The sequence below is a fragment of the Streptomyces sp. NPDC015125 genome, from assembly GCF_043080045.1.
Classification (GTDB): Bacteria; Actinomycetota; Actinomycetes; order Streptomycetales; family Streptomycetaceae; genus Streptomyces.
Genome location: NZ_JBIBVF010000003.1, coordinates 178,570 through 194,186 on the forward strand (window position 1 = coordinate 178,570; position 15,617 = coordinate 194,186).

Sequence of the window (15,617 nt, forward strand, 5' to 3'; positions counted from 1 at the left end):
GCGAGTGGAACCGGGTAGTCAGAAATGAACTTCCGGATCTCGCCGACAAGTTGGTCGCGGAGTTGCAACGCGGATTTCCCGCATTGTCCGCACTTCTCGGGGATACTCCCGTAGAAGAGGCACAATGGGCACTTGAACAGGCCTTGCTGACAGTTCTTGGGTACCAAAAAGAGTCGGAGAGTAAACCTCGGGCAGTGCCGTCCGTGGTGACTCCGATGCCGGTGGCCCGGGCCCGCCAGGACCTGTTCGACGTACTCGCCGGACAACGGGAGCTTCCGGACGAGGGGTTGACCGAGCTGTCCCGTGCGGCCGGCTGGCCCATCCCCGACACCCTCCAGGCCGTCGTCCTCGCCACACCCGTCGAGGCCGCCCAGCTCGCCGCGGCGCTCGGACACGCCCTCATCGGCTCCGTCGACGGGTACACCTGTCTGTTCGTCCCCGACCCGGCCACCCAGACCCGGGCCCGCCTGGAGGCGGCGCTCAAGGGGCGGCCGGCCGCGGTGGGACACGTCGTACCGGCCACCGACACCGCGTCCTCGCTGCGTTGGGCCCGTTATCTGCTGACGCTGGCCCCGGGCCGGGTCGGCCCCGAGTCGCGGCCCGCGTTCGTCGACGACCACCTCTCGGCGCTGCTGCTGCTCCAGGACGAGTCGCTGGCGGACGCGCTGACCTCCCGCTGGCTGGGCCCGCTGGAGGAGCTGACGCCCCGGCAGAGCGAGCGGCTCGAAGTCACGCTGCTGGCATGGCTGGAGGGCGGCGGTGCCCCCGAGGCGGCGAAACTGCTGCATGTGCACCCCCAGACGGTCCGTTACCGTCTGCGTCAGATCGAGAAGCTCTTCGGCCCGGTACTGCGCGACCCGCGTACCCGCTTCGAGCTGGAGATGGCGCTGCGCAGCCGCCGCCTGATGGCGCATGTCCGCAGCTATCGCGCACGGGCCGGCCGCCGCGCACGGACCGTCGCCTCGTCCATACGCCCGCTGGGCATGGCCCGTGAGGCCCGCGTCAACGGTCTTTGAGGACCGACGGTTGAACCACCGCGCCCCTTGAGCTGACGGCCGGCCGGTACGGCGAGAGCCCTCCGGTACAGCGACGGCCACCCGGCGCAGAGCAGCGGCCCCGACCCCCGGGACATCCGGGTCGGGGCCGCTGCTTTGCCACGGGCCACGGGCCACGGGCCACGGGCCACGGGCCACGGGCCACGGGCGGCGGCCTCGGGGTCACCGCCTCGGGGTCAGGGCCCCGGGGGGCACGGCCACGGGGTCAGGGCCACGGGGTCAGGGCCACGGCCAAGGATCACGGCCAACGGCCACACCGGCCAAGGACCCGTGAGCGAGCCCCTTGAGGGATCTCCCCCAAGGGGCTCAGGGCTCACCGGGGCCGGCCGGTCCTCAGGTGCAGTTGCGGCCGCCGTTGATGCAGTCGACCGCCTTGCTCATCAGCTGGTCCGGCATCACGTTGATGAAGTCACCGTGGTCGGTCACCGGTTTGTGCAGCTGCTCGGGGAAGCTGTCCACCGCGAAGCTCTGGCCCTGCGGAACGTCGTAGGTGATCCGCTGGGTGAGCTGCGGGATCGCCTTGAAGCCGTTGGGGCAGACGCCGTTCTGGTCCGAGAACGCCACGTGGTCGCGGTGGTTGCCGCTGTCGATGTCCCGGCCGTTCCAGCAGTTCTGGAAGGCGAAGGTCCGCACCACCTGGGAGCCCTGCGGGCACAGCGGGTACTTGTCCTTCAGCTGCCGGTCCTCGAAGCCGGTGCAGCTCCAGGAGGCGTTGGCGTTCTTGGTGCCGTTGGTGAACGCCTTGGCATCGCCGGTGATGATCTTCATGAAGCGGGGCATCGCCTCGACCTGGCCGACCTGGCTGCCACGGAACTTCAGGGTCACCGTGGCCGGGGTCAGGGTCGTGCCGACGTTGGCGTCCTGCGCGGCGCCCGGCTTCTGCTCCGCGTTGCCGTCCAGCTTGCGCAGCACGGGCCAGTAGTGGGTGGACTGGTCGCCGTTGTTGCAGGTGGTGTCGGAGGCGGCGAGCTTGTTGTCGTCGGCGAAGGCGTCGGTGGCCTTGTTGCCGACGTAGTCGTGGGTGTGGTGGGCGCCGTTGCTGACGCCCGGGGTCACGATGACGTTGTCGGAGTTGAAGTGGCCGTCCTCGTTGCGCCCGCACTCGGTGGTGAAGGTGCCCGTCGAGGCGTTGCCTCCCTTGGGGGCGGCGAACGGCGGGGCGTCCGCGTTCGGCTGGACGCTGGTGATGTCGACGAAGTCGTCGGGGGAGGGGCCGCCGGCCTGGCCCTGCTGGCCGCCGTTCTGGCCCTGCTGGCCCTGCCCTTGCTGGTCCTGGCCCTGGCCCTGGCCTTGCTGGTCCTGGCCCGGTATCTGGCCGCCCTGCCCCTGGTCCTGCCCCTGGGTCTGGTTCTGGGTCTGCCCCTGGTACCAGCCGTCCTGCACGGACTTGGTGGAGTCGTTGCCGCCCGCGCCGGCGCCCTCGTCCACGGGCTTGGTGGTACAGCCGCTCATCTTGATCAGATAGCCCGGCCGCTTGGTGTTCTTGGCGATCGCGGTGACCATCATCTTGATGGTCTTCTCCCGCTGCGCCTTGAGCGGGGCCATGACGGCGGTACCGCTGCCGCCCATCATCTTGTGGTACGCGTCGTGCACCTGCTTGTCGAGGGCGGACAGCCCCTTGGAGACCGGGAGCTGGGCGCTGCGCGGGACGGTCCGCAGCCGTTCGCCCACATCGGGGCAGGAGATGGTGATGCCGGACGCGGTGTGCTGATGGCCGGACGCCGTGCCGGAGGAGGTGCTGTTGCCCGCCAGCGCCGTGGTGGCGTAGGCGGCCAGCCCGCCGCCGCCCAGCAGGAGGGCGGTCGCGCCGATGAGCATTCTGTTCGTCAAACGCGAGCGTTTATGGGCCTGTTGCCGTTGCCTCATGAGATCACTTCGCTTCGTCCGATGTGAGGGGTGTCGTCCTGTTTCGGTTCACAGAGGGTCGTGGTGGGGCGCATCCGCTCAAAGCGGCAGCTGCGCTCGGTCAGCTGGTGTGCAGGGTGTGGAAGTCGACCCTGCCGGTGTGCTCCAGCGCCGTGATGTGGTCCAGCACCACGGCGTTGGCGCGGTCCGCCAGGGCGCGCACCATCGTGTTCGTGGTCTGGTCACGGACCAGGGCCACCAGCCCGAAGACCTTGCCGTGGGCCCGGCGCAGCAGCTCCGCGAACAGCGGGTCGAAGTCCTTGCCCTGGGCGTTGGTGAGCTGCCCGAGCCAGCCCTGCTGGGCGGCGTTGGGCTCGGTGGGCAGGTCGACGCCCAGTGCCCGCCCGGCCTCGTTCGACCGCCGGTCCAACTCGGTGTGTCCCACCACGAGATGGTTGCCGGCCGTGCGGACGGCGGCGGTCGTCCCGCGCTGCTGCGCCATCCGGCCCGAGGGCAGCTCCCACAGTCCGGCCAGCTTGACCTTGCGTACGAAGTCCCGGTCCATCGCGGTGAGCGGACCGTAGCGGGTGTTGACCGTGCCGCCGCCGTCGTCGTCGTACGTGAGGGTGGTGGTCGCCGCGGCCGCGGACTCGCCGAAGAGCTGGACGGGCAGCAGCAGCGCCGCGAGCGTGGCCACGAGCGCGGCTACCACCAGTCCGGTGGCGATGGTCCGCCCCGATGTTGCGGAATTGCTGAGGATCGACCGCACACGGCCTCCCGGTTCGTCACTACTGGAATCCCACCGGACGCTAAGTGCCGTACCGGGTCGGCGGGCCCGGGTCCTCACCCCTGGACAAATAACGGCCGGGTCCGCCGCGGCACTGCTACGGTGCCGCGTGCGGGCCCGGCCGGGTAAACGGGTGACGTGCGTCGGATTTCGTATGCCCGGCCGGGCCCGTCCAACGCGGTGCGAGCTGTGCGCTCAGCGCGCGTACAGCCCCGCCGCCGCCCAGCGGCGGCGGTCCCGCCGCGTTCCGGGCTCCTCGCGCTTGCCCTCCGCGTACAGGGCGTCGATCTCCGCCGCATACGTCCGTACGATCGCCGCCCGGCGCAGCTTGAGCGACGGCGTCATCAGCCCGGACTCCTGGCTGAACTCGCCCGGCAGCACCCGGAAGGCGCGGATCGACTCGGCCCGTGACACCGACGCGTTCGCGCGCGCCACCGCCCGCCGCACCTCCGCCTGCAGCTGTTCCTCCGGCGTCGGTGCCGTGCTGTCGGCGCCGGGCTCGTCACGCAGCTTGCGCCAGTGCGCCAGCGCCTCGGGGTCCAGCGTGAGCAGCGCGGTGACGTAGGGCCGGTTGTCGCCGACCACCACGGCCTGTGAGACCAGCGGATGGGAGCACAGCCGCTGCTCCAGGCCTTGCGGTGCCACGCTCTTGCCGTTGCTGGTGATGAGGATGTCCTTCTTGCGGCCGGTGATGGCGAGATAGCCGTCCTCGTCCAGATGCCCGAGGTCGCCGGTCGGCAGCCAGCCGTCGTAGAGTCCGCTGCCTCCGCTGCCCGGAGTGCCGTCGTCGTCGAGATAGCCGGCGAACACCACCGGACCGCGCACCCACACCTCGCCGTCCAGCGCCAGATGCACCGCGCTGCCCGGCAGCGGCCGGCCCACCGTGCCGAACCGCACCTTGCCGGGCGGCTGTACGGTGATCGCGCCGCTGGTCTCCGTCAGGCCGTAGCCGTCATAGACGGTGATGCCCATCCCGGCGAAGAGCAGCCCCAGTTCACGCAGGAGCGGTGAACCGCCGGAGACCGCGGTGTGCACCCGGCCGCCCAGCGTCTCCCGGATGCGGGAGTACACCAGCCGGTCGTAGAGCGCGTGCCGGGCCCGCAGGAACGGGTCGGGCCCGCGCCCGGTGCCCCGCGCCTCCTCGGCGAGCGCCTCCGCGTAGCGCACCGCCACCGTCATCGCCGCGTCGAACGTCCGCCGCCGGCCCGCCGCTTCCGCGGCCAGCCGGGCGCGGGTGCAGATCTTCTCGAAGACGTACGGCACCGCGAACAGAAAGGTCGGACGGAACGAGGCGAGGGCCGGCAGCAGTTCCTCCGACGACGCATCGGGCTGATGGGCGAGCTTCACCCCGCCGCGCAGACACGCCACCTGCACCATCAGCCCGTAGATCTGCGCGAACGGCAGAAAGGCCAGCAGCGAGGGGCGTTCGCCGGGCGCGGCCAGCAGCCCGCCCCAGCCCGCGTAGAGGGTGTCGCACTCGGCGGCGAGATTGGCGTGGGTGATCACACAGCCGCGCGGGCGCCCGGTGGTTCCCGAGGTGTACACGATCGCCGCGATCCCGTCCGGGGAGACCAGGTGGCGCAGCCGGTGCACATCCGCCTCGGGCAGCCGGGTGCCCTCCTCCGTCAGCCGCCGGACGCAGTCCAGGTCCAGCTGCCACAGCTGGCGCAGCGTGGCCTGCTCGTTGCAGGCCTCGGCCACGGTCATGGCCTGTGCCTCGTTCTCGACGACGATCGCGGTGACCTTCGCCCCGACGAGGATGCAGCGCAGCTGCTCGGCCGATGCGGTCGGATAGACCGGCACGAGCTGTCCGCCGATCGCCCACAGCGCATAGGTGAACAGCGTCCACTCGTAGCGCGTACGGGACATCAGCGCGACCCGGGTGCCGGGCCGTACGCCGTCCGCCAGCAGCCCCCTGGCCAGGGCCATGACCTCGTCCCGGAATTCCGCCGCGGACACCTCCTGCCAGCCGCCGGGCGCTCTGGCGTCGCGGCGGGCGAGCTGAGCGAAATCCGGCTGGTGGGTGGCGGTGTCGAAGACGGAGTCGGCGAGACCGCCGGTCCGCAGTCGAGCCGCCACGGCCGGAACGCTGATGTCGCGCACAGCACCTCCTAGGTGTTCCCCCTTGGCCCCCTGGTCCTGCCGCCGTCCCGACGGCGGCAGGGGGGCAAGTTATCGGCCGGCCTCCCGGCTGCCCAGCTCTGTGGCTACTCTTGAGCGGAAGCCGATAAGTCTTGACGACCGGACAACCCGGGGAGGGCGCCGGATGTACCGCATCCTCGATGCCTGGCGCCTGTACACCTCGGCGCTCCTCGTCGTCCTGGCCGGATTCCTGCTCACGCAGACCGGGCTCACCACCGCCCTGACCGCCGCCGCGACCACCGGCGCGCTGCTGCTCCTGTGCCGCGCCTTCCTGATCGCGGCCTGCGCCCGGCCGCTGCCACCGGGCCGGATCCGTACGGCCCTGCGCGACCGCGAGCGGCGTACGGCCTTCCTGCCACAACGTGATCCCGACGCGGCCGGCCGCCCGCGCCCCCGAGCACCGGGCCGTCCCCTCCCGACGGCCGCGTAGGCGCGCCCGGTCCGCTCACCGCACCGCATCCGGTCTGCTCACCGCAGCGCATCCGGTCCGGTCACCGCACCGCATTCCGCGTCCGCGCGGCTCGTCACGCCGAATCCCCACTCCGGCACGACGAGACCCGTGGAGGGCTCACCCATGTCCATGTTCGGCTTTCTCGGCGACGCGCTGGCGCACGGCGCCGAGGCGATCGCCCCGCTCTTCGGCACCGCGGCCATGGCCGCCACCATCGTGTTGTTCACCCTCGGCGTCCGCGCCGCGCTGCACCCCCTCGCCCGCGCCGCGGCCCGCGGCGAGAAGGCCCGCTCGGCGCTCGCCCCACAGCTCGCCGCACTGCAGCGCAAGCACAAGGGCAACCCCGAGCGGCTGCAGAAGGCGACGTCCGAGCTGTACGCCAAGACCGGCTCCTCGCCCCTGGCCGGCTGTCTGCCCAGCCTGCTGCAGCTGCCGGTCTTCTTCGTGATGTACCACCTGTTCTCCACCGGGGGCGGCGGCCTCCTGGACCACACGCTGCTGGGGGCGCCGCTCGGCGGTCACTGGAGCGAGGCGCTGGCGGACGGCGGGGCCTTCGGGCCGCACGGGCGGGTCTACCTCGTGCTGTTCGCGCTGATCGCGGCGGTCGCCACCTGGAACTTCCGGCGGGCGAGGGCCACGATGGCCAAGGCCCCGCAGCCGGCCGCGGGCGGCAGCACGGCACTGCCCGGGATGGCCTCCATGGCCAAGGTGATGCCGCTGCTGTCCTTCGGCATGCTGATCACGGTGGCCGTGGTGCCGCTGGCCGCCGGGCTCTACACGGTCACGACGACGATCTGGACGGCCTGCGAGCGGGCGCTGCTGCACCGGGACCGGGAGCGCGGCGAGGGGGACGCGGCCACCGCGGCGGTCCCGGCCGACGGCAAGCCGGCCCGTACCGGGGCGAAGGCCGTCGTCCCGTCCGAGGAGCAGGCGCCCGCCCCGGCTGACGGTGCGTCGGGCACCCGGGCCGCGCAGCAGCGTCCGGCGCCGCAGCGTTTGGACCGCAAGGGCGCGCCGAAGAGCCGCGCGGCCCGGCAGCGGGCGGCCCGGGCGAGGGCCAACTCCCAGGCCGGGACCCGCCCGGCCGACGGGCCGAAGCCGCAGACCGGCGGGGCTCCCGGGGAGGTCGCCACTACCACCCGGTAACGGTCCAGTCCGTGAACGGGGTCTTGCGGACCGGACCCCGTTCTTGGACGATCGGCCAAATCGCTCGATGGCCGTCCCCATCGGCCGGCCCGGAATTCCCTTTCCCGGGCCGACCCTTCGACCACGGGAGTGGAACCGATGAAGCTGATGCGTGTCGGAACGGTGGGGGCCGAACGCCCGGCGCTGCTCGACGGGACCGGGGTTCTGCGGGACCTGTCCGGCCTGGTGCCGGACATCGACGGTGCACTGCTCGGAGACGACGGAACACTGGCGCGCCTGCGCGGCGCCGCCGCATCCGGGGAGCTGCCACCGCTCGATGCGGCCGGGCTGCGCACCGGTCCGCCGCTGGCCCGGATCGGCAAGATCGTGTGCATCGGGCTGAACTACCACGACCACGCCCGGGAGACGGGGGCCGCGCCCCCCGAGGAACCGATCCTCTTCATGAAGGCCCCGGACACGGTCGTCGGCCCCGAGGACACCGTGCTGGTCCCGCGGGGCAGTGTGAAGACCGACTGGGAGGTGGAGCTGGCGGTCGTCATCGGCCGCCGGGCCCGCTACCTGGCGAGCGACGAGCAGGCGCTGGCGGCGGTGGCCGGCTACGCCGTGGCGCACGATGTCTCCGAGCGCGCCTTCCAGATCGAGCGCGGCGGGCAGTGGGACAAGGGCAAGAACTGCGAGACGTTCAACCCCCTGGGCCCGTGGCTGGTGACCGCCGACGAGGTCCCCGACCCGCAGGCCCTCGGCCTGCGGCTGTGGGTCAACGGCGACCTGAAACAGGACGGCACCACCGCCGAACAGATCTTCCCGGTGGCCGAAGTCGTCCGCTACGTCAGCCGGTTCATGACCCTCCACCCCGGCGACATCATCAACACCGGCACCCCGGCCGGCGTCGCCATGGGCCGTCCGGACCCCAAGCCGTACCTGCGGGCCGGTGACGTCGTGGAACTGGAGATCGACGGCCTGGGCCGCCAGCGCCAGGAACTCAAGGACGCCTGAACGTCCCGCGGGGGCCTTGACCACACGCCGGGCCACACGCCGGGCCACACGCCGGGCTGCGGGCCGCGTTTCGGCGCGGGCCCGAGCCCGAGGTGACCTTGGTGTCTGGGAACAGGATGCGTCCGGCCTCTGCGAGGTTCGCCGCCAAGCCGTAAGGCTCCCACAGGTGTCCGTTCCATCGGTGGATCGCCCGGGGTGCTTTTCAGGGGGCAGCTGTGACCCCCGCGGGCCCTGGCCGCCGCCGAGCGGAACGGCGCGGAGCTGTCCGATTTCCGCATCGTGGCGCTCGGCCACCGCGACAGTGGTTCGTCGTCCATCGTGCTTCCTACGGGCGGGGGAGCGACTTCCTCGGAGGCGGCGGTTCAGATAAGCCGGTGCTCCCAGCGCAGGGGCGGGCTGCCATCGATCCAGTACAGGTGTGATCTGTTGGTGACGCGAAGCCGCACAGCCTCGATAGCTGGACTGCCGTCGACCTGCCAGGCGATGAGGGCGCGCTCGATCTCGTCCCAGAGGGCCACGGGGCCGCCCTGGCGGACGGTCCAGGTCTCGCCGTCGGCGAGGAACTCGGCGAACGACTCCCGCTCGGGATCGAAGAGGTATCGCAACTGTGCCCCGTCGTCGCGGGCGGCGCGGACGAACTGCGCACTGGGCGCGGCGAGCTGCGCGAGGAACGCGGGCATCCATTCTTCCAGGGCCAGAGGGGATACCCGTGTGGCCCGCTCGCTGTCCACGTGGGCGGTCCGGGCGGAGAGGTCACCGGCCAAGGGCGTCACCGCCTGGGCCCGCGCCTGCATGAAGGAGGAGCGTCCGATGATCGCGCCCTCGGCCGTACCGTCATCGCCGACGGTGACCCTGGCGAGGCCGGTTCCCCAGGGCCAGGAGCCGACTGTGCTGAGGATGATGCCACCAGGCTTCGTCTGCCGGACCCATGTGTACGGGATTCGGCGGACGGCGCAGGTGGCGATGACCCGGTCGTACGGAGACCGGTGCGGATGGCCGAGAAGCCCGTCACCCGTCACGGTCCACGTCGAGTAGCCGACGGTTTCCAGGGCGGCATCTGCGCGCGCTGCCACCTGTGGGTCGACCTCGACCGTGGTGACGTTGTCCTCGCCGAGGTAGTGGCACATCAGGGCCGTCGAGTAGCCGGTGCCCGTGCCGATCTCCAGGACGCGGTGTTCCGGCTTGAGGTTCAGGGCCTCGATCATGCTGACGACGGTGGTCGGGTCGGTCGAGGAGGAGGTCGGCACGCCCGCGATGGGCTCGCCGGCCTGGTCGGCGGTGAGGTGGCCGTCGAGCTGGGTGGTGAGGGTGTCGACGCGATAGGCGATCTGCAGCCACTCGTTGGGGTCGGTGCCGAGGGCGGTGACGGGCCGCCAGGTCCGCCCCTCGTCGAGGAAGACTCCGGGGTGGAGGAACTGCTCGCGCGCCACGCTCTCAACGGCCCCGCGCAGCCACAGGGACGTCAGGGCGCCCTTGCTCGCGAGCAGGGCGGCCATGCGGCACCGCTCGGCCCTGGAGTCGGTCATCGGTTGTCTCCTTGCATGAGTAGGTCGGCGAAGGCCGCGGACATCGGGAGGCCGGTCTCCGTCTCCAGCCACCCCCATTGACCGTTGGGGTTCAGCTCCAACCACCAGTAGTCCCCTGCCCGGTCCACCGCGAGGTCGAAGCTTCCCGATACCAGCTCCAAGTGGTCCAGGTAGGCGTGCAGGGCCTTGTCCACCCGGTCGGGGAGGTGCTCGACGGTGTAGGTCAGTGCGCTGTAGTCCTTGCGCCAGTCGAGCAGTTCGGAGTCGATGCGCACGGCGAACGTGTGCCGGCCCACGATCAGGACTCGGAGGTCGGCGACCTTGTCCACCCTCGCCTGGAATAGGTGGGGGGTGACACGAACACTGTCGTCGATCTCGTCGGCGGTGACAGGGTCGGCCCAACCGGTCACCGGCACGCCCTCACGTGTGTACGGGGTCCACCGCAGCGTCTTGAAGATCGCGTCCCCCTGCGTGCGGATGAACTGGCATGCCTCGACAGGGTCGTTGGTGACGAGGGTGGGCGGGACGGTGAAGCCGAGCTGCTGGGCGAGCGAGAGCTGGGCGGGTTTGTAGTCGGCCGCGGCGATGCGCAACGGGTGGTTGGCCCAGAGCGGGCTGTCGAAGGCGTAGAGGATGCCCCCGAGTCCGTAGCGGACCTGCGCCGTCGCAAACCGGGAATCGTTCGGGGCCAGATGGGGGAACGACGGCCACTCCGGGCGGCGCCAGTACACCGATCGGACGTGGGCCAGGTCGGCGGTCCTCGACGGGGTGCGTACCTGCCCGGCCACGGGGGCCGGGCAGGTGCCAAACCGAGCCGAGACCGTGAGGTCCTCGCCGATGTCGACGGGATTGAACCGGACCACCGGCACTTCGCGCCGGTTGAGTTCGGTGATCACCATGTCGGCGGTGATGTCGTCCGCCTCGGTGGCCACCAGGACCGGCCTCTTCTCGGTCATGGTCATCAGTCCTGGTTGCTGTCCTGGTCGTGGCCCTGGTCGTTCCGAGAGTCCGAGTTCGTCGTCGTGGAGGTCTCGGTGCCGGAGCTGGTGCCGTGCTTGCCCATCTCGACCACCTGGCCGGCGCGGTCACGGAACACCCCGAGCTGCGTCGTGGGGTCGATGGTGACCGTGGTGTGGGGGCGGCGGATCAGGGTCGGGTAGGGCGCGAGGCGGCCCGCGCCCCACGGCCGCGTGGGGGCGGGGAGTACGACGGCGGCGGTCATGGGACTCCTTGGGTTGAGAGTGGAGTGGTACAGGAAACCGCTCACCCAGACGCGGGACGTCCCCGCAGGCAAGGGCCTGATAGCGGTGAGCGGGGCTCGAACGTCTGCCTCTACGCGGGCAGATCTGACTGTTCTCCTCCTGGCCCCCCGGGCTGGGGGAGGGGAGGGTTTCGGCACTGTTCTCTGCCCGCGCCGGTACGGTGCGGACGGCGATCAGCGGACACCGCCTCAGAGACGCGCGGCCTGGATGTTGTCGGCCGCGGTCGTCCACTCGACGCCGTTCTCGGGCCGGATGTGCGCGAGCCGGACCGTGCCGTGGCTGTGGAGCTCGTGCGTGACGGCGACAAGAAGACCCTCCCCGCGCGAGGCGACATCGCGGACGTTCGTGTTCAGGAGCGGGTGCTGCTCGTAGCCGTCGGGCACGACCGGGTTCACGTCTTCGTCTCCTGCCGGGTCTCGCTGCGTCGCATGAACTTCTCCCAGCCGATGGCCGCCCGCTTCCGCAGAGCCCGGCTCGGTGCGCCCTGCGGGGGATCCGGCGGCGTGTATGTACGGCCGCTGGCATCGGGGTTCCTGCGGGGCAGTTCGGAGGTCGTCATGTGGTCGCTCCTCTCGGATGGGGCAGCAATCGGTCGGGCTTCGGACAGGGCAGGGTGCGGTTCGCTGCATCGAGGGAGCCGCCGGAGGGTCCTTCCAATTCCGAGCGGCGTGTGACCAGTGAACGACAATCCGTTACCTTCTCCCAGAGCGGACCCCGCACATCTCCCAGGCGTTTTCCGGGCATCGGGTGGCACGAGCTGGGAGTGTGCTCTTCGTGAGGGAGACCAATGGCATTAAGGCGTAGGCGTTTTGCCGATCGGCGGGCCTCGCGGGGCTACTCTCAGGAGGAGTTCGCCGAAGCACTCGCGGTGGCCACGTCCACCGTGATCCGTTGGGAGAGCGGCCGGGCTACCCCACAGCCTCACCAACGGCCCAAGATTGCCGGCCTGCTAGGAGTCACCCTCTCTGAGCTGGAAGGGCTTCTCTTCGAAGAACAGCCGGCCGAAACTGCCGTGCCCTCTGCCCTTCCCCTCCTTCTCCACGGTGATGATGACGATATGAAGCGCCGCGATGTCCTGGGCCTGCTCGCCGTCACGGGTGCGCTGGTCACCCTGCCCGGTTCGGATGATGCATCCCGAGGACATGCGGCGGCAGCTCTCCTGGAAACAGGGGATGACCTGCACCGCAGCCTTTGGCAGGTCTACGCCCTCTCGGACTCCAAACGGACCGTCCTCCCGGCGGTCCGCAAGCAGCTCCATGCCCCGACGAAGGGCCTGGCCGAGGCGCACACCGCAGCGGAGAGGGTCAGACTGTGCACGATGGCGGCTGACATCTATCAGCTCGCCGGTGAACTCTTCTTCGACGCCAACCGCTACACCGACGCCGCCCAGTGCTACACACTGGCCGCCCAAGCGGCCCATGCCGGTGGTGACCATGACCTCTGGGCCTGCGCCATGACCCGACACGCCTACGTCGAGCTGTACGCCCGCCGCGCGCCCGCTGCCCAGCCTCTGCTGGCGATGGCTTCCCGGATTGCCCGACGGGGCGAAAGTGCCCTGTCCACGCGCCACTGGGTCGCCGCCGTCCAGGCCCAGGCGTACGCGGCCGTGGGCGACTTCGACGCGTGCACCAGGGCCCTCGACGAAGCTGAGAAGGTGCACTTCCTCGGCGGCCGCTCCCACAACGGCGGCTGGCTCCGCTTCGACGGCTCCCGTCTCCCCGAGGAGCGAGGAGCCTGCTACCTCCAGCTCGGCCGCCCCGACCTCGCGGAAGATGCTCTCACCGCAGCCCTCGCCCAGCCTCTGTCGCTCCGCCGCCGCGCCGCCGTACTGAGCGACCTTGCCGTCCTCGGAGTCCACCGGCGCGACATCGACCAAGTCGTGCACTGCGCCGAGGCTGCGATCGGCCTGGCCGGCCAGTCGAACTCGGGCTTCATCGGTAAGAAGCTGGACGGACTCCGAGGACGTCTTGTCCCGCTCCTGTCCGATAGCCGAGTCTCGAACCTTGATCACCGAATCGCGGCGCTTTTGCGTACCGCATGACGAGAGGGACACGTGCATGAGTGACGGTCGGATCTTCCGCGAGGCATGGATCGCCGGTGTGACCAACCACTACCCGGGTGAACCGAAGCCCGGCTACGTCACGCCGTGGGACGAGACGCCCGAGTGGGAGCGCGAAGCCGCCGCGGCCGTGTACGGACAGGTTCGCGACTTCATCAAGGTCAGCGAAGGACACGCCACACGGCTTACCCGCCAGCAGAAGGGCCGCTTCGTCGCGATCTGCTGGACCGCGCAGATGTTCAAGCACTTCGAAGACCCGAAGCCCGGATACGTCGCCGACTGGGCCGACCTTCCGGCCTGGCAGCAGGAGACGGATGCGGACATCTTCGAGCGCATCGAGCAGACCGTCTGAACACTGAGGACGACAAAGTCCCCGTCCGGACCGTCCCGGGCGGGGGCGTGGGCCTACGTAGCCATCAAGGGCCTACGTGTAGCCATCAAGGGCCTACGTGTAGCCATCAAGGGCCTACGTGTAGCCATCAAGGTAGCCCCGCAAGCGGCCTCCCAGCACGTTCGTGCAGGTCATAGCGATGTGGAGACTCTCCCCGGCGTGCAGTCGCCGGGTGCCGTCCGGCGCCGGCCGCATCCGCAGTCAGTTCGCGCATATCCTCGGCACCCCCGCCGGCCGTCTCGGTGAACCGGCGGCACTCGCGGAACCAAAAGCGGGCACTCAGCCCGCCGCCAGAAACCGCTCCAGTCCCTCCACCACCAGCGCATGGTCGTCGGCCTGCGGCAGTCCCGACACCGCGACCACGCCGACCACGCCCGTGCCGCGCAGCCGGACCGGGAACGCTCCGCCGTGGGCGGCATAGCGGTCCGGGTCGAGGCGGGAGGAGTCCTCGAAGGTGCGGCCCTTGGCGCGGAAGCGGGCGCCGACCAGGTAGGAGGACTCGCCGTAGCGGTCGACGACGGCGGACTTGCGGGCGATCCAGGCGTCGTTGTCGGCGGAGGTGCCCGCCAGGGCGCAGTGGAACAGTTGCTGGGCGCCGCGCCGGATCCCGACCGTCACCGCGGCGCCGCGCTCCCGCGCCAACTCCACCAGCAGCGAGCCCAGTTGCCAGGCGTCCTCGTTGCTGAAGGCGTCGAGGACCAGCCGGTCTTCCTGCGCCGCCAGTTCGCGGATCTCGTCGTTCGCCGCCCGCGGGCCGGCCGCGCTCGCGGGTGTGCCTCGGTCCGGACCGGCCGCGCTCATGCGCGCGCCTCGATGTGGACCGTACGGCCTTCGGCGGCGGAGAGCTTCGCGGCCTCCAGGACGCGCAGCGCGGCCGCGGCCTCGGTGGCGGTCACCGGCGGCCGGCCGCCCTCGCGCAGTGCCCGTGCGATCGCGGCGTAGTACGCGGGGTAGTCGCCCGGCAGCGTCGGTACCCGTTCGCCGCCGCCGCTCTGCGGGGAGGACCCGGCACCGAGCCGGCCCCAGCGGGACTCCGGCTCCACGCCCCATCCGCCCTCCTCGTCACCGGGCCGGCGGCCCTCGCGCAGCGCGGCCTCCTGCGGGTCCAGGCCGTGCTTCACATAGCCCGCCCGGCTGCCCAGCACCCGCAAGCGCGGGCCCAGCATGGCCGCGGTGGCGCTCATCCACAGGTGGGAGCGGACGCCGTTCGCGTGGGTGAGGGCGAGGAAGGAGTCGTCGTCGGCCTCCGCGCCCGGGCGGCGGACCACGGACTCGGCGTAGACGGCGACGGCCGGGCCGAAGAGGACCAGTGCCTGGTCGACGAGGTGGCTGCCGAGGTCGTAGAGCAGTCCGCCGATCTCCGCCGGGTCGCCGGACTCGCGCCAGCCGCCCTTGGGCTGCGGCCGCCAGCGCTCGAAGCGGGACTCGAAGCGGTAGATGTCGCCGAGTTCGCCCTGCTCGATCAGCTTGCGGGCGGTGCGGAAGTCGTTGTCCCAGCGGCGGTTCTGGAAGACGGAGAGCAGCAGGCCGCGGTCCTCGGCGAGCGCCCCGAGCTTCTCGGCCTCGGCGGCGGTCGCGGCCAGCGGCTTGTCGACCACCACCGGCAGACCGGCCTCCAGGGCGGCGGTGGCGAGCGGCACATGCGTCTTGTTCGGCGTCGCCAGCACGATCAGATCGAGGTCCGCGGCGCGGGCGAGCACGGCCTCGGGGGTGTCGACCGTACGGACCCCGGGATGCTCGGCGCGGGCCTGCGCCTGCCGCTCCGGGTTGGCGGTCGAGACGGTGTCGAGCTGCAGGCCCTCGGTGGCCGCGATCAGCGGGGCGTGGAAGACCGAGCCCGCCAGGCCGTAACCGATGAGGCCGACGCGGAGCGGGTCGTGGGGGGCAGCGGTGCCGGTGGAGTCGCTCTTCTCGCTCATGGCTCCCACTTAAGCAACGCTGTTGCCAAAGTGCAAGC

The 15,617-nt window shown here is 71.1% G+C and carries 18 protein-coding genes and 1 pseudogene; 7 read left to right on the forward strand and 12 right to left on the reverse strand.

Going from position 1 to position 15,617, the window contains the following annotated elements; genetic code table 11:
- Nucleotides 1-203 precede the first annotated feature (203 nt).
- Nucleotides 204-1,016: a PucR family transcriptional regulator gene (locus ACF088_RS10665; RefSeq protein ID WP_392375228.1), complete on the forward strand. Its 813-nt coding sequence runs from the start codon at nt 204-206 to the stop codon at nt 1,014-1,016.
- A 372-nt stretch (nt 1,017-1,388) separates the two neighbouring features.
- On the opposite strand, the gene ACF088_RS10670 is transcribed toward ACF088_RS10665, so the two are convergent.
- The 3 genes from ACF088_RS10670 to ACF088_RS10680 form a co-directional block, all read right to left on the reverse strand.
- Complete coding sequence (locus ACF088_RS10670; protein ID WP_392375582.1) at nt 1,389-2,873, reverse strand: DUF1996 domain-containing protein; 1,485 nt, start codon at nt 2,871-2,873, stop codon at nt 1,389-1,391.
- Between the two features lie 148 nt (nt 2,874-3,021).
- Nucleotides 3,022-3,669: a DUF4142 domain-containing protein gene (locus ACF088_RS10675; protein WP_392375230.1), complete on the reverse strand. Its 648-nt coding sequence runs from the start codon at nt 3,667-3,669 to the stop codon at nt 3,022-3,024.
- A 213-nt stretch (nt 3,670-3,882) separates the two neighbouring features.
- Nucleotides 3,883-5,790 carry an AMP-dependent synthetase/ligase gene (locus ACF088_RS10680; RefSeq protein ID WP_392375232.1) on the reverse strand — a complete coding sequence of 636 codons (1,908 nt, stop codon included), beginning with the start codon at nt 5,788-5,790 and terminating at the stop codon, nt 3,883-3,885.
- Between the two features lie 163 nt (nt 5,791-5,953).
- Between ACF088_RS10680 and ACF088_RS10685 the strand changes: the two genes are divergently transcribed.
- The 3 genes from ACF088_RS10685 (at nt 5,954) to ACF088_RS10695 (ending at nt 8,422) form a co-directional block, all read left to right on the forward strand.
- Nucleotides 5,954-6,259 (forward strand): DUF6412 domain-containing protein, encoded by a 306-nt coding sequence (locus ACF088_RS10685; RefSeq protein WP_392375234.1) that lies wholly within the window; start codon nt 5,954-5,956, stop codon nt 6,257-6,259.
- A gap of 144 nt (nt 6,260-6,403) precedes the next feature.
- The gene (locus ACF088_RS10690) at nt 6,404-7,426 is read left to right on the forward strand and encodes a YidC/Oxa1 family membrane protein insertase (RefSeq protein WP_392375236.1); all 1,023 of its coding nucleotides are present in this window, start codon (nt 6,404-6,406) and stop codon (nt 7,424-7,426) included.
- 138 nt (nt 7,427-7,564) lie between these two features.
- Entirely contained in the window at nt 7,565-8,422 is an 858-nt protein-coding gene (locus ACF088_RS10695; RefSeq protein ID WP_392375238.1) for a fumarylacetoacetate hydrolase family protein, read from the forward strand.
- On the opposite strand, the gene ACF088_RS10700 is transcribed toward ACF088_RS10695, so the two are convergent.
- The 6 genes from ACF088_RS10700 to ACF088_RS10725 form a co-directional block, all read right to left on the reverse strand.
- Nucleotides 8,409-8,570 carry a hypothetical protein gene (locus ACF088_RS10700; RefSeq protein ID WP_392375240.1) on the reverse strand — a complete coding sequence of 54 codons (162 nt, stop codon included), beginning with the start codon at nt 8,568-8,570 and terminating at the stop codon, nt 8,409-8,411. The two genes, ACF088_RS10695 and ACF088_RS10700, sit on opposite strands and share 14 nt — an antisense overlap.
- A gap of 214 nt (nt 8,571-8,784) precedes the next feature.
- Nucleotides 8,785-9,948, reverse strand: coding sequence for an ATP-grasp peptide maturase system methyltransferase (tgmC, locus tag ACF088_RS10705; RefSeq protein ID WP_392375242.1), 1,164 nt, complete (start codon nt 9,946-9,948; stop codon nt 8,785-8,787).
- Nucleotides 9,945-10,904, reverse strand: a complete 960-nt coding sequence (gene tgmB / locus ACF088_RS10710; RefSeq protein ID WP_392375244.1) for an ATP-grasp ribosomal peptide maturase — start codon at nt 10,902-10,904, stop codon at nt 9,945-9,947. The genes tgmC and tgmB overlap by 4 nt, the downstream gene beginning before the upstream one ends.
- Before the next feature lie 5 nt (nt 10,905-10,909).
- On the reverse strand, nt 10,910-11,170 hold the full coding sequence (gene tgmA, locus ACF088_RS10715; protein WP_392375246.1) for a putative ATP-grasp-modified RiPP: 261 nt from the start codon (nt 11,168-11,170) through the stop codon (nt 10,910-10,912).
- Nucleotides 11,171-11,398: 228 nt separating this feature from the next.
- The gene (locus ACF088_RS10720; protein ID WP_392375248.1) at nt 11,399-11,605 is read right to left on the reverse strand and encodes a hypothetical protein; all 207 of its coding nucleotides are present in this window, start codon (nt 11,603-11,605) and stop codon (nt 11,399-11,401) included.
- Nucleotides 11,602-11,769, reverse strand: coding sequence for a hypothetical protein (locus ACF088_RS10725; RefSeq protein WP_392375250.1), 168 nt, complete (start codon nt 11,767-11,769; stop codon nt 11,602-11,604). Before ACF088_RS10725 ends, ACF088_RS10720 begins: the two co-directional genes overlap by 4 nt.
- 228 nt (nt 11,770-11,997) lie before the next feature.
- Between ACF088_RS10725 and ACF088_RS10730 the strand changes: the two are divergent.
- A pseudogene (locus ACF088_RS10730) lies at nt 11,998-12,126 on the forward strand (helix-turn-helix domain-containing protein); the annotation flags it as partial.
- Between the two features lie 33 nt (nt 12,127-12,159).
- Here the strand turns inward: ACF088_RS10730 and ACF088_RS10735 are convergent.
- Nucleotides 12,160-12,468, reverse strand: coding sequence for a hypothetical protein (locus ACF088_RS10735; RefSeq protein ID WP_392375595.1), 309 nt, complete (start codon nt 12,466-12,468; stop codon nt 12,160-12,162).
- Nucleotides 12,469-12,528: 60 nt separating this feature from the next.
- Here ACF088_RS10735 and ACF088_RS10740 point away from each other — a divergent pair, with 60 nt between their 5' ends.
- Together ACF088_RS10740 and ACF088_RS10745 are read left to right on the forward strand one after the other, a co-directional pair.
- Nucleotides 12,529-13,251, forward strand: a complete 723-nt coding sequence (locus ACF088_RS10740) for a transcriptional regulator (protein ID WP_392375583.1) — start codon at nt 12,529-12,531, stop codon at nt 13,249-13,251.
- 16 nt (nt 13,252-13,267) lie between these two features.
- On the forward strand, nt 13,268-13,621 hold the full coding sequence (locus ACF088_RS10745; RefSeq protein WP_392375252.1) for a hypothetical protein: 354 nt from the start codon (nt 13,268-13,270) through the stop codon (nt 13,619-13,621).
- Nucleotides 13,622-13,939: 318 nt separating this feature from the next.
- Here ACF088_RS10745 and ACF088_RS10750 read toward each other — a convergent pair whose 3' ends face one another.
- Both ACF088_RS10750 and ACF088_RS10755 read right to left on the reverse strand, forming a co-directional pair.
- A complete protein-coding gene (locus tag ACF088_RS10750; protein WP_392375254.1) occupies nt 13,940-14,461 on the reverse strand; it encodes a heme-degrading domain-containing protein in 522 nt (173 codons plus the stop codon).
- Nucleotides 14,458-15,579, reverse strand: coding sequence for a Gfo/Idh/MocA family oxidoreductase (locus ACF088_RS10755; RefSeq protein ID WP_392375256.1), 1,122 nt, complete (start codon nt 15,577-15,579; stop codon nt 14,458-14,460). Before ACF088_RS10755 ends, ACF088_RS10750 begins: the two co-directional genes overlap by 4 nt.
- Nucleotides 15,580-15,617 lie beyond the last annotated feature (38 nt).

Coding starts and splice junctions, on each gene's coding strand:
- ACF088_RS10670 (WP_392375582.1), bottom strand. CDS start 2,873: ATGCTCATCGGCGCGACCGCCCTCCTGCTGGGCGGCGGCGGGCTGGCC.
- ACF088_RS10685 (WP_392375234.1), top strand. CDS start 5,954: ATGTACCGCATCCTCGATGCCTGGCGCCTGTACACCTCGGCGCTCCTC.
- ACF088_RS10690 (WP_392375236.1), top strand. CDS start 6,404: ATGTCCATGTTCGGCTTTCTCGGCGACGCGCTGGCGCACGGCGCCGAG.
- ACF088_RS10695 (WP_392375238.1), top strand. CDS start 7,565: ATGAAGCTGATGCGTGTCGGAACGGTGGGGGCCGAACGCCCGGCGCTG.
- tgmC (WP_392375242.1), bottom strand. CDS start 9,948: ATGACCGACTCCAGGGCCGAGCGGTGCCGCATGGCCGCCCTGCTCGCG.
- tgmB (WP_392375244.1), bottom strand. CDS start 10,904: ATGACCGAGAAGAGGCCGGTCCTGGTGGCCACCGAGGCGGACGACATC.
- tgmA (WP_392375246.1), bottom strand. CDS start 11,170: ATGACCGCCGCCGTCGTACTCCCCGCCCCCACGCGGCCGTGGGGCGCG.
- ACF088_RS10725 (WP_392375250.1), bottom strand. CDS start 11,769: ATGACGACCTCCGAACTGCCCCGCAGGAACCCCGATGCCAGCGGCCGT.
- ACF088_RS10735 (WP_392375595.1), bottom strand. CDS start 12,468: ATGGAGCTGCTTGCGGACCGCCGGGAGGACGGTCCGTTTGGAGTCCGA.
- ACF088_RS10740 (WP_392375583.1), top strand. CDS start 12,529: ATGGCGGCTGACATCTATCAGCTCGCCGGTGAACTCTTCTTCGACGCC.
- ACF088_RS10745 (WP_392375252.1), top strand. CDS start 13,268: ATGAGTGACGGTCGGATCTTCCGCGAGGCATGGATCGCCGGTGTGACC.
- ACF088_RS10750 (WP_392375254.1), bottom strand. CDS start 14,461: ATGAGCGCGGCCGGTCCGGACCGAGGCACACCCGCGAGCGCGGCCGGC.
- ACF088_RS10755 (WP_392375256.1), bottom strand. CDS start 15,579: ATGAGCGAGAAGAGCGACTCCACCGGCACCGCTGCCCCCCACGACCCG.